This window comes from Gemella sp. GH3, from assembly GCF_013415425.1.
In the GTDB taxonomy this organism is placed as follows: domain Bacteria; phylum Bacillota; class Bacilli; order Staphylococcales; family Gemellaceae; genus Gemelliphila.
Window position 1 is genome coordinate 1 of record NZ_JACBYC010000093.1, and the last position, 14,529, is coordinate 14,529.

The following is a 14,529-nucleotide window of genomic DNA, read 5'->3' on the forward strand; positions in this document are numbered from 1 at the left end:
ACCCTTGTAAATAATTACCTTTTTCTTTTGCAATATTAGATAATACTTTATCATCTATCTTATGAAATAAATTTTCTATATAATTTGCTAACCCTTGTAAATAATTACCTTTTTCTTTTGCAATATTAGATAATACTTTATCATCTATCTTATGAAATAAATTTTCTATATTCGACATTTTCTCCTCCATAATTATAAATAATAATATTATAATATAAAATAAAGAAAATTTACGAAGACATAATATTTGCCATTTGAAAAACTATAAAAATTCTTCGTAAATCTTCTTCCTTTATTTCTTAAATATTTTATTGCTTTATTTCTTTAATTGCCTTATTTAATTTCATTCTAAAATTAGAAAAATCCTCTTTTACAACCACGCTATCTGCTATATAATCATGCAAAGCTTTTTTCTTAGAAGTAAAAATAACTGATAAGAAAGGTAAAAAAAGCAATGTAATAGTTATGTATCGTCCTATAACTTCTCTAAAAAAAGCATCTATAAACGATAATTTCCCACCTACATTTTTTTCAACTTTAACTCCAATAATCATTTTACCTAGAGTTTGAGATAAAATGTATGTCATTAAAAGGAAATATAAATAATATGTTAGTACAAAAATCAAAGTTTGATCAGATATATTATAAGGTAAATGTATATCTAATAAACCAAAAGTTATAGTATTAAGAATCGTTCCTAAACAAAATATAATTATACAGTCAATAATGAAAGCAAAAATTCTTATCCAAAATCCAGCATAAAAATTCTTAGATATTTTCACATAGTCATCTATAGTTGCTGCAACAACTCCAGAAGAGTTATTTTTATTATTTGTTTCTATTTCAATATTTTCTTCTATATCTATATTTTCAAACGAAAAATTATTGTCAACCTTATTTGTCATATACATCAACCCCTTATCCTAGATAATTTCTTGTTGGAATTTCTGTATTACTTGCTGATAATTTTTGTAATTCAGATACCATATCTTTAGAAATACTTTTTATAATACTTCTAAATAAACCATTAACTTCTCCTGACTGATATTCTATAACTTGCGGATTTGTAATGTCTTTTTCTATAGAAATTTCTTTTATTAACTCTTCTTCAGTTCCTATCTGATCTATAAGCCCATTATCTTTAGCTTGCTTACCGCTATATATTCTCCCATCAGCTAATTTCAAAACTTCATCTTTAGACATATTACGTCCCTTAACTATAACATCTATAAATCTATCATAAGATTCTTTATTTAGTTGTCTATATATATCTATAGTAGATTCTGGCAAATCCTCTGCTAGTCCACCTACAGCTTTCTGATCGCCAGAACGAATAACTTGATTTTTTATACCATTATCTTCTAAAAATTTTTGAGCTGATAAACTACTAATAATTACTCCTAAAGATCCAGTTATAGTTTCCTCACTTGCAAATATTTTTTTAGAAGCCATAGATATATAGTATCCTCCTGAAGCAGCTGTTTGTTTCATAGAAACATATACATCTTTTCCACTATTTAAAAGTGCATTATATATTTCACTACTTTCATAAACTCCTCCACCAGGTGAGTTAACAGAAAGTAATATGGCTTTAACCGAAGGATCAGATTTTGCTATATTAATTTGATTTATAATAGAATATTTTTTATTACTATCTATCATTTCTTCATCAATAGTTCCTTTAACAGTTATTTTCTGGATAATATTAGAGCTATCTCCATTAACTAATATTCTCTTATCTCCACTAGTTATATCAAAAGAAGCTATATTTTGACTATCATTTGATGAAGATTTAGTACCTAATAATGCAGAAAATACTACAAGTAATACAGTTACGCCTAAAGCTAGTAGCCTTTTATGTTTTTTATTCATTCTTATCCTCCTTGTTGTTTTCCAACAAATTTATTATATTTTTTCAAAAATGCTAATTCTGCAGTTCCTGTCGATCCATTTCTATGCTTCGCTACTATAACTTCAATAGTAGTAACATCTTTATTAGAATCTTCTTCATTATCATCTCTATTGTAGTAATCATCACGATACAAAAAAGAGACTATATCAGCATCTTGCTCAATACTTCCAGACTCTCTAAGATCACTCATCATAGGTCTTTTATCTTGTCTAGATTCTACACTCCTCGATAATTGTGATAATGCTATAACTGGACACTCTAATTCTCTAGCCATCTGTTTTAGACTTCTTGATATTTCCGAAACTTCTTGTTGTCTGTTATCTGATTTTCTAGAAGCTTGTAAAAGTTGTAGATAATCTATTATAACAATATCTAATCCAACATCATTTTTTAGTGCTTTGCATTTAGCTTTTATCTCATTAACCTTAATAAAAGCACTATCGTCTATATATATTTGCTTCTCGTTTAAAAATCTAACTCCATATTCTAGAGCTTGTAAATCATCTTGATCCATTTTCCCAGAGCGGATTTTTTCTGAATCAATCATTCCTTCACTACATAACATACGAGAAACTAATTGATCAGCACCCATTTCTAAAGAAAATAACGCTACTGTTTTCTTCTCTTCTATATTTTTAGTTCTTCCTGCAACATTTAATGCAATATTTAATGCAAAAGCTGTTTTCCCCATTGATGGTCTTGCAGCTAAGATAATTAAATCTCCTTTTGAAAAACCGTGTAATACTCCATCTAAAGATGCAAAACCTGTAGGTATGGACATATTTTTCCCTTCACCTTGCATCTTTGCTATAATCTCATCAAAAACTTCTTTTGTAACATCCTGGATTTCTTTAAATTTTGATGTTTTAGCTTTTTCTGTGACTCTTTCTATTTGGTCAACAACTGTAGATACTACATAATCCAAGTCTGCAACACCATCATTCATTTTCTGCATATTGTCAACAAGCACAGATTTTACTTCTCTATATAAAGAATTTCTTTTTACTATATTTGCATAATGACTAATATTTCTAGCAGTAGGAGTAGCTTCATATACTTCTACTATATATAATGAAGCATCTATATTTTTAAATTCTCCCTTTGAGTATATTTCATTAAATATTGTTGTTGTATCAGCTTCTATATTTTCATCATTAAGCTTAATTATCGCTCTATATATTTCTTTATTTTTTTTATCAAGAAAATCATCTTCATCTAGTATACCTCTAACTTCTACTAGTTTTTCTGGATCAATCATAAGAGCACCTAAGACAGATTTTTCTGCAGCTATAATATGTTCATATTGCATAATTCACTCTCCTCACTATGATAAATAATTATTATTTACAAATATGAGTAAACTACATATTTTAAAAATTGTAGTCTACTCATAATATCATATAATCAAAATAAATTTAATTATGTTATTTCTCAACTACATGCACTTTAATTATTCCTTGAACTTCATTATGTAGTTTAATCTTAACATTTGTATATCCTAATGATTGAATACCTTGTGGAAGATCTGTTTTTTTCTTATCTACTTTTATGTTATGTTGTTTCCTTAACTCTTCAACTATCTGCTTTGAAGAAACTGAACCAAATAGTCTTCCTCCTTCTCCTGCTTTAACAAGTATTTTCACTTCTAAATTTGCTAATTCTTTTTCTAGTTTTTTAGCTTGTTCTAACTCTTCTTTTCTATCTTTTTCTTGTCTCTTTTGTTGTCCTTGTAAAGCAGCCATATTAGCCTTATTAGCTTCTAATACTTTTTTGTTAGATAAAAGAAATTTAGCATATCCATCTGCTATTTCTTTTACTTCTCCTTTTTTCCCTTTTCCTTTTACATCTTCTATAAATATAACTTTCATAATGATTACCTCTCTAATTTTCTAATAAAATTTCATTTATTTTTTCTATTAAACTATCTTTAACCTCTTCTAAGTTATTACTCTCTATTTGTGTAGCTGCATTAGAAAGATGCCCTCCTCCTCCTAATTGCTCCATAACTAATTGAACATTCATATTTCCTAATGATCTTGCTGAGATACCTATTTTTTTATCACTTAACCTTCCTACAACAAAGCTAGCTTCTATATCTTTAATAGTAAGCAAAGCATCTGCACTTTGAGCAAGCATTACATTAGTGTATGTTTTATCGTAAGGTGCCACTGATACTACTACATTATCTGCAACAGAGTACGAGTTACTAATAATTTCTGCTCTATTTCTAAAATTCTCTATAGGCTCTTTTAATATCGTTTTTACTTTTATAGGATCTGCACCATTACTTCTTAAATATGCAGCAGCATCAAAAGTTCTTGATCCTGTCCTAATTGAAAAGTTCTGTGAATCTACGACTATACCTCCTAACATTATTGTTGCAGATATAGGCATTATTTTTGTATTTTTTGATTGATATTCAATAATCTCAGCAATAAGTTCTGAGGCAGAAGAAGCATATGGTTCTATGTATGTAAGAAGCGGTTTTGCTATTATATCTTCTCCACGTCTATGATGATCTATTACAACTTTTTTGGTAGCTTTTGTCAATAATCCTATATCAATTACTCTATTTGGATCTGATGTATCTACTATTACTAAAGTAGTTTGAATTGTCATTAAATCCCAAGCTTCATCATTTGTTATAAATATTTGTCTTAGTGTAGATTCATTTTCTACTTCTAACATTATCTTAGATATAGTTTCATCAATGTCGCTATCATTAAGGACTACATAACATTCTCTATTATTCAGTTTTGCAAACTCATAAATACCTATACAAGCTCCGATAGAATCAAAATCTGGATTTTTATGTCCCATTACTATAATTCTATCACTTTCTTTAATAATATCAGATAGTGCATTAGAAATTACTCTAGCTTTTATTCTTGTTCTCTTTTCTTGGGGGTTTGTTTTTCCTCCAAAAAGTCTTATAGTACCATCAACTTCTTTTATCGCTACTTGATCTCCTCCTCGTCCTAATGATAAGTCAAGTGCTGTTTTTGAAAGTTCTCCTAATTCTGGTAAAAAATCAGTTCCTATTCCTACTCCAATACTCAACGTTATTTGAGAATCAAAATCTTCTTTTAGATTTCTAATATCATCAAGAATAACAAACTTTTCCTTCTCTATTTCCTTCAAATCTTTTACGTTGGCCAATCCTAAAAATCTATCTTCATCAATTCTCTTAAGATATATACCATATTTTCTAGACCATTCTGTTAGTAGGCTAGTAATCTTAGAGTCTAATCTACTAGCTACATAATCATCTAAATCATTCTTTATTTCCTCGTAGTTATCTAAGTTAATTGTCATAATTGCTGGTCTAGTATTCTTAAATTTCTGCATTATTACTTTGATGTCTGTTATATCGAAGAAATAAATATAACCACTATCTTTTTGATAACTAACTTTATAATATTTATCTCCAATAATAAATTGATTATCAGTTACTGTCTCTAATCCAAATAAAGGTTCTATTTCGGGAACAATTTCTAATATATCTTTACCTATAATATTTTCTAATCCTAGGTGCTTATATATATAGTTGTTTACCCATTCTATCTTGGTATTATTATCTATTATAACTATACCTATTGGGAACTTATTTAAACCTTGTTCTGAAGAATCTTTTATTCTATCTGTTATTTCATTAATATAAGAGTTATTATTTTCTTCTATTTTTCTTCCGTATAAATAAATAGGTATGGAAACTCCTATTAATATGGCAAGGTAAATAAAGAAACTATATAAATCTTTTATGAACATTAAAACCGCTCCTATGAAAAGTACAGATATAGTAAATATTAAATATATAATTCCTTTTTTCATACTACTTACCTCCTTGCATTTTTATATAACGCTCACGCAAACTAAATAAGCCATCAATCAAACCTATAATTTCAAACATAGGATTAAAAATATACATAGCTACAAACAACAATAATTTAAAAATAGGAGTTAATTTTTTCCCAGTTATACCTACAAAGAAAGCTATTGTATTTGCTCCATTAAAAACAAAAATCCAACGTGTTACAGCTATCAAGTTACTAAGTAATATAACTAACATAGTATATTCATTCCCAGTAAAATATATACTTGTAACGACTGATAAAAATAAAAGTAAAATATACATCAAACTAATTTTTCTAGTTGTTACTAATGTGCCTAATCTTGGAAAAACAGGTATTATTACTCTACTCTTCCCTAAAAATTTTAAAGTATAATGTACCAAAAGAAAACTATAAATAGCTAAACTTATAGCTACTAAAGATGATAAGTATAAATTAATACTTTCAAAGCTATGTAGTAATAAATCTTTATCAACCTCTGGTTGTAAACTGGCTACATTATCAACATAAGAATAAATAAAATTTTTAATAGCATCAGGATTAAAATTAATATATCCTAATTTTATTAACATAAATCCAAATATAGTTATCAACACAAATAAAAAACTTGATGTGTAAATAACTATAGTTAATTTAGACAGTCTGTTTATAAGAGATAGATATATCATTAACGAAATAAATACGTGTAATACTACCCAAAACGCTCCGTAAAAATCACTAATTAATAACGATACGATAGTACCTACTATAGATAAAGGTACGAAAACTTTTAATCCTTTTGCACCTAGTACATAGGTTAACATAGGAGTAACAATCACAACAGATAATAACAATAAATTAAAAAATGACCCTAACATAATAAATAGTATGTATAGTATCGAATAAATTATTATTCTATCTTTTTGAGGTTCTTTGAAGAAAAAAGATTTGCTCAAAATTATATTTCTTAATTGCAGTTCAAAATCGGAAACTTTTTCTGACAATACGTCTGCCTCCTTAAAATTTTACTTGTACCAAGTACAACTTAAAATATATTTTTTATTAGTTCATTATACACAATTTTAAGTTATTTTTCTAGTTAAGAGTAAAATAACTTAATAAAAAAGATATTTTGATTATAACTTTTCAGTTAATTATCAAAATATCTTTAATTTTTAATTATCTTTAATCTTTATCTTTACTAAAATCATACTAATAACAGTCAATATTAATGTTATTAAAAATATTGATTTACTTTGTTCAAATCCTAATAATCCACTCTTAACATGGCGTGAAATCCAAACATAAACATAATCTCCGTAATAGATACCTACAGCGAAGAATGCCTGATATATTCCCATACTAACACTACGATATTCTCTATCAAAATATTGCATAGCCATAGATATTAATATGTTATAAACACCACCATAAAAGAACCCATTTAACAAATAGCTAAAATAAATTATATAAGGATTATCTATATGTAATACTATCACAAAGAATAATATAGATGTTGAAAATAATAGCAACAATGTTTTTTGAATGCCTAGTTTTCTAGAAAAATACGTCCCTACTAAAATACCAGATATTAATTGAGGAACAGCAAAAACAGTATCCATATACGCTAACATCGCAGCATTCATATTAAGCTCAGTTTTTCCATAAGCAAGCATATTTGCCCCACTAGTTGAAAATTTAATAAAAGATAACAATAATGCTAATAGACACAGATATAAGAAACTTTTATGCTTCAATACAACTTTAACTTTTTCGAAAGAGAATGATTTATTTTTCTCTACATAATCTTTCATTTGAAAACTAAGTAATAATGCTATCATCGCCATTATTCCTGCTAATAACCACATATAGTTATAATATTTGTATTCTCCGAAAGTAAACAAATATTGAATAGGAGCTGCTATAAATTCTGCTAATAGAGGTGCAGCAGATAAAATAGATACTGATATTACTGCTCTATCCTTAGAAAATGTTTCTGAAAAAATAACATTAAACATAGCTAGCATAGTAGCACCTAACCCTAATGCCAAAGAAGAAAAATACAATGTTGTATAGCTAGCATTATAAAATACAGCTACAGAAGATATTACTAACATAAACAATGCTAGTTGAACAAAAATTCTTCTTTTCTTGAATAAATCACTCATAAAGAACATAGGTAGTCTAAATAAAAAACTAATTAAACCATAAGCTGCAGCTATTTGAGCAGCTAGCTCAGCGCTTAATGATAATCCTCCTTGTTCTATAGGAGTTATAGCATATAATTTTCTATAAGCTCTTATTATACTTAAAATAGACCAAAATAAAACTAATACGCTAAATATTAAAATTTGATCTTTTGAAAGTTTATATTTTTTCGTTAAATAAATAACTATTCCTAGTATAAAAAATATCATAAAAAACGAAATTAAAATTTTAATTGACATCAATCCTCTCTTTTTTATATATTTTGCACTTAACAATTATATCATAATTATTAATTTCTCTACCACAAAATATTATCAATTAATAGAAATTATTATAGAATATTACATCTTTTAGTTAGCTAGTTATTATAAATTTTTGTATAATTAAATTAAGGAGTGATAGTATGTACTATAAACGACAATCAGAATTTATTTCTTCTTTGTATAACGTTTATTTTAGTAATTATGAATTAAACATTAAGATTGATTTATTAGATAAAATCTTTGATGAATACAAAAAATTTGGTGAACATAGCGAAGATTTCGAAGAAATTTTCTTTAATCTAAATAATTCTTTACGCCAAAACAATAAAGAAATTACCCATAAAAATAATATTGATAATAAATTTATTTTAGAAAATAACGGCAAACTACTTAGTATAGAATATTTACTTAATAAAAAAGTAAAAATAGATTTATTAAATAACTCTCCTCACGTAACCCCTGTTCTTCTAGTAGCAAAAGACAAAAATAACTTCTTCTGTAAATATTGTGGCAATAAAACTCAAAATTTATTTTTCTCCTACAACAATAGTTTTAAAAAAAATATTACATATTGTAAAAAGTGTGCAACTAACTTAACTAACGATAATCTCACGTATCATTTCTCACTTAACTTTCCTATAAAAAGTTGTGTTCAAAATTTAACATTTCCTAACAAATTATTAAGTACAGAACAGAAAAAAATTTCTAAACAAATATTAAATTCTACAATTAATGGAGAAAAATCGTTGGTATGGGCTGTATGTGGAGCAGGAAAAACAGAAATAATTTATGAAACACTCATACATCTATTAAACAAAAATAAAATAGTTTGTGTGGCTATCCCTAGAAAAGATATTGTAAATGAATTAGCAAATAGAATAAAAAATGATTTCAATATGAACGTTAATATTATAACAGGTGATGACAAACAATTTACTAACTCTAATTTATATATAATGACTACGCATCAATTAATATATTATTATAAATTTTTTGACTTAATTATTGTTGATGAAGTTGACGCATTTCCCTACAATGGGAATGATGTTCTAGAATATTCTCCCTTAAAGTCATTAAAAGAAAATTCTCCCCTAGTATTCCTATCTGCTACACCTTCCAAAAAAATTCAAAAATCTGTAGATAATATATTCAAACTTCCCATTAGATACCATAAACATTTACTTCCTGTTCCTAAAGTATATAAGAGTAAATTTAAAGATAAGATTGTCTTAAAATTTATAGATAGCTCGTTAAAAAATAACAGACGTGTTTTAATTTTTGTTCCTAAAATAGATATGTTAAAAGAAGTAGTAGACTTTTTAAAAAATTATTATAACAAAATTGATTGCGTAAGCAGTATAGATCCAAAAAGAAAAGAGAAAATTTCTAATATGTATACAAAAAAATTAGATATTCTAGTTACTACTACTATTTTAGAAAGAGGTGTTACTTTTGATTACCTAGATGTAATTGTTCTAGAAGCAGATCATAGTCATTTTACAAAAGAAGCATTAATACAAATATCTGGACGTGTCGGAAGAAAGGACTATGATCCACAAGGCACTATAATATTTTGCTCAAATAAAAAGAATAAAGCTATTAAATCAGCTATTAAAGAAATTAAATATATGAATGCTCTAGCAAAACACAAAAAATTATGTAGGTGATATTATGATTTGTAAATATTGTTCAGCAAATATACAAGATAAAATTTCATTTAAAAATTTGTTCATAAGAAATAACATATATTTCTGTAAAAATTGCAGTGAAAAGCTCAATATTTTCACTATAAAACTGGATAAATATACTCTGTTTTACTTTTCTACTTACAATAATATTAAAAATGATATTTATAACATAAAATATTATAAAAATGTAGAATATTCTAAGAAATTTACTTATTTATTCAAACTATTCAAAAACAAATACAACAGTTTTGATTTAATTACAATAGTTCCCTCTAACATAATTAGAGAATCTATAAGAGGATTTAATCAAATAGAAATTATTTGCAATATATGTAATATTTCTTATGAAAAAATATTTTATGCTAGTTATCGACCAAAACAATCTCAATTACTTAAACAACGTACCGAACATAGCTTCTCTATACTTGATAATAAAATAGAATTAGTAAAGAATAAGAAAAATATTTTGATAATAGACGATATATTTACTAGTGGAAATACACTAATTTCCCTAGCTAAAGAACTTGAAAAAGTAAATCCTAATGTTAATATATCCTTTCTAACCTTAGCAAAAACTATATAATGAAATTAGAAATGGTATTGTTTTCGAAAATATATTGATATTGTTTTCAAAAAATGCTATAATATAAATATAAAATTACATAGAGATATTTATTATCTCAGAGTAGATTTTACTACTCAAATGGAAGGAGTGCTTACTATGCTAAGATATCAAGTAAGAGGAGAAAATTTAGAAATTACTCAAGCTATTAGAGAATATGTAGAAAATAAAGTTTCAAAATTAGAAAAATATTTCTCTAATGAAATCGATGCTAATGTATACGCAAATGCAAAAGTATACAAAAATGGCAATAAAAAAATTGAGGTTACTGTCCCTCTAAAAGGAGTTACACTTCGCGCAGAAGAAAGCCATGCTGATTTATATGCAGCTGTAGATTTAGTTGTAGATAAATTAGAACGCCAAATGAGAAAATATAAAACTAAAATTAATAGAAAGAGCCGTGAAAAAGGTTCTATAGTTGAAGAAGTTTTAACTACAGAACTTGAGGAAACACCTGAGGAAACTTTAGAATTTGTTAAAACAAAAAGAGTTCCAGCCAATGTTATGAATAAAGAAGAAGCTATTTTACAAATGGAACTTTTAGGTCATGATTTCTTTGTTTTCGTTGACGAAGCTACTACTGAATTTGCTATAGTATATCGTCGAAAAGATGGTAATTACGGAGTTTTAGAGTTAGAAAAGTAATATAAATTAAAGACTTAAGAAAATAAAGTATCCTTTTTATAATGTAATATTTTCTTGAGTCTTTTTTCTTAAATAAAAAAGGAGAATATATATGAATAACAATCCATTAATTAATGCTAGAGAACAAATAAAAAAAGCGTGCAATATTTTAGGGTATGGAGATGACGTCTATCAGGCACTAAAAGAACCTAAAAGATTTATAGAATTAAACTTACCAGTAAAAATGGACGATGGCAGTACAAAATATTTTACTGCTTTTCGTTCGCAACATAATGATGCACTAGGACCTACTAAAGGTGGTTTAAGATTTCATCCCCTAGTAACTAGAGATGAAGTAAAAGCTTTATCTATTTGGATGACCTTTAAATGTGCTGTAGCAAATCTCCCTTATGGTGGAGGTAAAGGTGGAATTATAGTTGATCCAAAAGATTTATCAAAAACAGAATTAGAAAATTTATCACGTAGCTTTGTTCGTGGTATCTATAAATATATTGGAGAAAAACAAGATATTCCTGCTCCTGACGTAAATACTAACGGAAAAATTATGTCTTGGATGATTGATGAGTATAATGTATTAACTGGAGAACATGCTTTAGGAACATTTACAGGTAAACCTATCGAACTTGGTGGATCTCTAGGAAGAACAGCAGCTACGGGACACGGGGTAGCCTTTAGTGCAAAATTAGCATTAGAAAAACTAGGAAAAGATATTAAAGATACTACTTCAGCTGTTCAAGGATTCGGAAATGTCGGTAGCTACGCTGTAAAAACTTTAATTGAATATGGAGCAAAAGTAGTAGCAGTTACAGAGCGTGATGATAATGGTGTTCAATATGCTGTATATCGTGAAGAAGGCTTAACTTATGAAGAGTTAAAACACTGTAAAGATAATAAAATTCGTTTCCAGAAGTTAGAAAATACTAAACGTTTGACTTTAGAAGAGTTTTGGGCTTTAGAGGTTGATGTTTTATGCCCGTCTGCTCTGGAAAATTCTATAGATGCCAAAGAAGCTAAAATTATTAAGGCTAAAATTATCTCAGAGGGTGCCAATGGACCAATAACTCTAGAAGGAGATAAGATATTAAATGAAAAAGGTATTATTACTGTTCCAGATATCTTAGCAAATAGTGGCGGTGTAACTGTATCTTACTTTGAATGGGTTCAAAATCTTCAAGGATACTACTGGTCTGAAGATGAAGTAGTTACCCGTCAAGATAAAATTATGAAAATATCATTCGAGGATATTTGGAAAGTAAAAGATAGATTCAATGTATCTTTTAGAGAAGCTGCATACATCTATTCTATAGAAAAAATAGTTAATAATATGAAACTGAAAGGACAAATTTAATGATAGTTGAAATAACAAGATTTAGAGTTTTACCTAATAAATCAAAAAAAGTAGATGAATGGATGACATTTTTGAACGAAAATATGAAAGATGTATTATTAACACTAGAACGTGAAAAAATGTACGTAGAAACTATTTTTAGAGAAACTTTAAATGGTGAAGAATATCTTTATTGGTACAGTGTTCAGGGAGAAAATGGAGAAGATGTAGAGAGTTCAGAACATTGGGTAGATAAAAAACATTTAGAGTATTGGGAAGAATGTATAGATCCTACATTTACACCTAAAGACTTAAATACTGAAGTTGTCATGATCCCAACTAAAATAAGTAAACATATGAAATAATTACAAATAGGACTATCAGAACTTGCTGATAGTTCTATTTAAATTTAATAGAATAAACCCTAAAATTATGTACACTTATTTAATATTGAAAATGTTTTACATTGCTTGTATAATGGTATTATATGTATTAATATTATCATAAAAATCAAGGAGGGAAATATGGAATTAGAAAAGCTATCAGAACGAAAAGTTATTCGTGATCCTATTCACGGATATATAAATATAGAATATAAAGTTATTTGGGAAGCTATAGATACAAAAGAATTTCAAAGACTAAGAAGAATTAGACAATTAGGTGGCGATTTTCAAGTATATCCCAGTGCTGAACATTCTCGATTTACTCATTCATTAGGAGTCTATGAAATTGTAAGAAGAATGGTAAATGAAATAAAATCATTACAATCAGAGGTTAGTGAATATGACAAAATATCTGTTATGTTAGCTGCCCTACTTCATGATATTGGACATGGTCCATTCTCTCACGCTTTTGAACAAGTAACAAGTCATAGCCATGAGGACTATACTGCAAAAATAATTTTAGGAAATACTGAAATTAATAAAGTTTTAAATAAAGTTTCACAAAAATTAGCTAACAATGTAGTAGATATAATTCAACACAAACATAAAAATGATTTATTAAACCAAATTGTCTCTGCTCAGCTTGATGCTGATAGAATGGACTATCTACTCAGAGATTCATACTTTTCTGCAACAAGTTATGGTCAATTTGACTTAGAGAGAATACTAAGAACTTTACGAGTTCGTGAACATTCTGATGGTAAAAAATATATTGTTACTAAAGAATCAGGAATACACAGTGTCGAAGACTACATTATGGCTAGATATCAAATGTATTGGCAAGTATATTTTCATCCTGTAGCACGTAGCTACGAAGCTATCTTTATACAGTTATTCACACGATTAAAAGATATTTACAAAGAAGATAAGAAATATTTTCAAAACTTAGATTTTATAATTCCATTTTTAGAGAAAAAAGAAGTAACTGAAGAAGAATATTATAAGTTAGATGAAAGTACCATCTTTTATTATTGCAATTTAATTTTAGATAAAAAAGATCAAGTTGCTAAAGATTTGGCAAGAAGACTGCTAAATAGAGATTTATTTGAATACGAAGATTATTCAGAAAAAAATTTAGAAAAAGTTAAAAATCTTTTAGAAAAAAATGGATATCCTGAAAAATATTATTTAAAAATAGATAACATAGAAACTAATCCCTACTCTCCTTACCAGGGACAAAAAATCCTAATAGCAAAGAAAAATAACGAAATAGTTGAATTAGAAAAAGCTAGTACAATAGTAGAATCTATTACTAAAGGTGAGACAAAAAAAGAAGGAACTATATTTTATCCAAAAATAATATAAGTTTCAGCATTATACATTAATATAGTATCTAGTAATAATTCCTGATATAAATTTTATATTAGGAATTTACTATAACAATAAACACAGATAATATATGTTTAAAAATATTATTTAAAATCTTTTTCTATATTTTTAAATTTGCTAATAATTTTAACCATCATTTCCACTTATAATAATTCATATACTTAAAGAAAAATATATTAACGCATATCTTTTCTAACTTAAAGATAATTATACTTATTAAACATTATTTCTAAAATCATTTATTATATAATCTACAAACTTA

At 26.9% G+C, this 14,529-nt stretch carries 13 protein-coding genes; 6 read left to right on the forward strand and 7 right to left on the reverse strand.

The window, feature by feature from the left end; translation table 11 throughout:
- Positions 1-308 precede the first annotated feature (308 nt).
- From HZY83_RS03190 to HZY83_RS03220, 7 genes are all read right to left on the reverse strand, one after another.
- Entirely contained in the window at positions 309-905 is a 597-nt protein-coding gene (locus tag HZY83_RS03190; protein WP_179942632.1) for an RDD family protein, read from the reverse strand.
- Between the two features lie 13 nt (positions 906-918).
- Positions 919-1,872: a signal peptide peptidase SppA gene (sppA, locus tag HZY83_RS03195; RefSeq protein WP_179942633.1), complete on the reverse strand. Its 954-nt coding sequence runs from the start codon at positions 1,870-1,872 to the stop codon at positions 919-921.
- A gap of 2 nt (positions 1,873-1,874) precedes the next feature.
- The gene (gene dnaB, locus HZY83_RS03200) at positions 1,875-3,221 is read right to left on the reverse strand and encodes a replicative DNA helicase (protein WP_179942634.1); all 1,347 of its coding nucleotides are present in this window, start codon (positions 3,219-3,221) and stop codon (positions 1,875-1,877) included.
- A 115-nt stretch (positions 3,222-3,336) separates the two neighbouring features.
- Positions 3,337-3,780: a 50S ribosomal protein L9 gene (gene rplI / locus HZY83_RS03205; protein WP_179942635.1), complete on the reverse strand. Its 444-nt coding sequence runs from the start codon at positions 3,778-3,780 to the stop codon at positions 3,337-3,339.
- Positions 3,781-3,793: 13 nt separating this feature from the next.
- Positions 3,794-5,743: a DHH family phosphoesterase gene (locus HZY83_RS03210; RefSeq protein WP_179942636.1), complete on the reverse strand. Its 1,950-nt coding sequence runs from the start codon at positions 5,741-5,743 to the stop codon at positions 3,794-3,796.
- 1 nt (position 5,744) lies between these two features.
- A complete protein-coding gene (locus HZY83_RS03215; RefSeq protein ID WP_179942637.1) occupies positions 5,745-6,746 on the reverse strand; it encodes a YybS family protein in 1,002 nt (333 codons plus the stop codon).
- A 171-nt stretch (positions 6,747-6,917) separates the two neighbouring features.
- Positions 6,918-8,189 carry an MFS transporter gene (locus HZY83_RS03220; protein WP_228098450.1) on the reverse strand — a complete coding sequence of 424 codons (1,272 nt, stop codon included), beginning with the start codon at positions 8,187-8,189 and terminating at the stop codon, positions 6,918-6,920.
- 164 nt (positions 8,190-8,353) lie between these two features.
- Between HZY83_RS03220 and HZY83_RS03225 the strand changes: the two genes are divergently transcribed.
- The 6 genes from HZY83_RS03225 (at position 8,354) to HZY83_RS03250 (ending at position 14,243) form a co-directional block, all read left to right on the forward strand.
- Positions 8,354-9,880 carry a DEAD/DEAH box helicase gene (locus HZY83_RS03225; protein ID WP_179942639.1) on the forward strand — a complete coding sequence of 509 codons (1,527 nt, stop codon included), beginning with the start codon at positions 8,354-8,356 and terminating at the stop codon, positions 9,878-9,880.
- Between the two features lie 4 nt (positions 9,881-9,884).
- Entirely contained in the window at positions 9,885-10,484 is a 600-nt protein-coding gene (locus HZY83_RS03230; RefSeq protein WP_179942640.1) for a ComF family protein, read from the forward strand.
- Positions 10,485-10,622: 138 nt separating this feature from the next.
- Positions 10,623-11,168, forward strand: a complete 546-nt coding sequence (gene hpf / locus HZY83_RS03235; protein ID WP_179942641.1) for a ribosome hibernation-promoting factor, HPF/YfiA family — start codon at positions 10,623-10,625, stop codon at positions 11,166-11,168.
- A gap of 91 nt (positions 11,169-11,259) precedes the next feature.
- Entirely contained in the window at positions 11,260-12,516 is a 1,257-nt protein-coding gene (locus tag HZY83_RS03240; protein WP_179942642.1) for a Glu/Leu/Phe/Val family dehydrogenase, read from the forward strand.
- The gene (locus tag HZY83_RS03245) at positions 12,516-12,860 is read left to right on the forward strand and encodes a DUF6176 family protein (protein ID WP_179942643.1); all 345 of its coding nucleotides are present in this window, start codon (positions 12,516-12,518) and stop codon (positions 12,858-12,860) included. Before HZY83_RS03240 ends, HZY83_RS03245 begins: the two co-directional genes overlap by 1 nt.
- Positions 12,861-13,019: 159 nt before the next feature.
- Entirely contained in the window at positions 13,020-14,243 is a 1,224-nt protein-coding gene (locus HZY83_RS03250) for an HD domain-containing protein (RefSeq protein ID WP_179942644.1), read from the forward strand.
- Positions 14,244-14,529: the final 286 nt, after the last annotated feature.

What these genes read in the sequence shown, in the direction of transcription:
- HZY83_RS03250 (WP_179942644.1), top strand. Translation starts at nt 13,020, where the DNA reads ATGGAATTAGAAAAGCTATCAGAACGAAAAGTTATTCGTGATCCTATT.
- rplI (WP_179942635.1), bottom strand. Translation starts at nt 3,780, where the DNA reads ATGAAAGTTATATTTATAGAAGATGTAAAAGGAAAAGGGAAAAAAGGA.
- hpf (WP_179942641.1), top strand. Translation starts at nt 10,623, where the DNA reads ATGCTAAGATATCAAGTAAGAGGAGAAAATTTAGAAATTACTCAAGCT.
- HZY83_RS03210 (WP_179942636.1), bottom strand. Translation starts at nt 5,743, where the DNA reads ATGAAAAAAGGAATTATATATTTAATATTTACTATATCTGTACTTTTC.
- HZY83_RS03190 (WP_179942632.1), bottom strand. Translation starts at nt 905, where the DNA reads ATGACAAATAAGGTTGACAATAATTTTTCGTTTGAAAATATAGATATA.
- HZY83_RS03230 (WP_179942640.1), top strand. Translation starts at nt 9,885, where the DNA reads ATGATTTGTAAATATTGTTCAGCAAATATACAAGATAAAATTTCATTT.
- HZY83_RS03240 (WP_179942642.1), top strand. Translation starts at nt 11,260, where the DNA reads ATGAATAACAATCCATTAATTAATGCTAGAGAACAAATAAAAAAAGCG.
- HZY83_RS03245 (WP_179942643.1), top strand. Translation starts at nt 12,516, where the DNA reads ATGATAGTTGAAATAACAAGATTTAGAGTTTTACCTAATAAATCAAAA.
- HZY83_RS03220 (WP_228098450.1), bottom strand. Translation starts at nt 8,189, where the DNA reads ATGTCAATTAAAATTTTAATTTCGTTTTTTATGATATTTTTTATACTA.
- dnaB (WP_179942634.1), bottom strand. Translation starts at nt 3,221, where the DNA reads ATGCAATATGAACATATTATAGCTGCAGAAAAATCTGTCTTAGGTGCT.
- HZY83_RS03225 (WP_179942639.1), top strand. Translation starts at nt 8,354, where the DNA reads ATGTACTATAAACGACAATCAGAATTTATTTCTTCTTTGTATAACGTT.
- sppA (WP_179942633.1), bottom strand. Translation starts at nt 1,872, where the DNA reads ATGAATAAAAAACATAAAAGGCTACTAGCTTTAGGCGTAACTGTATTA.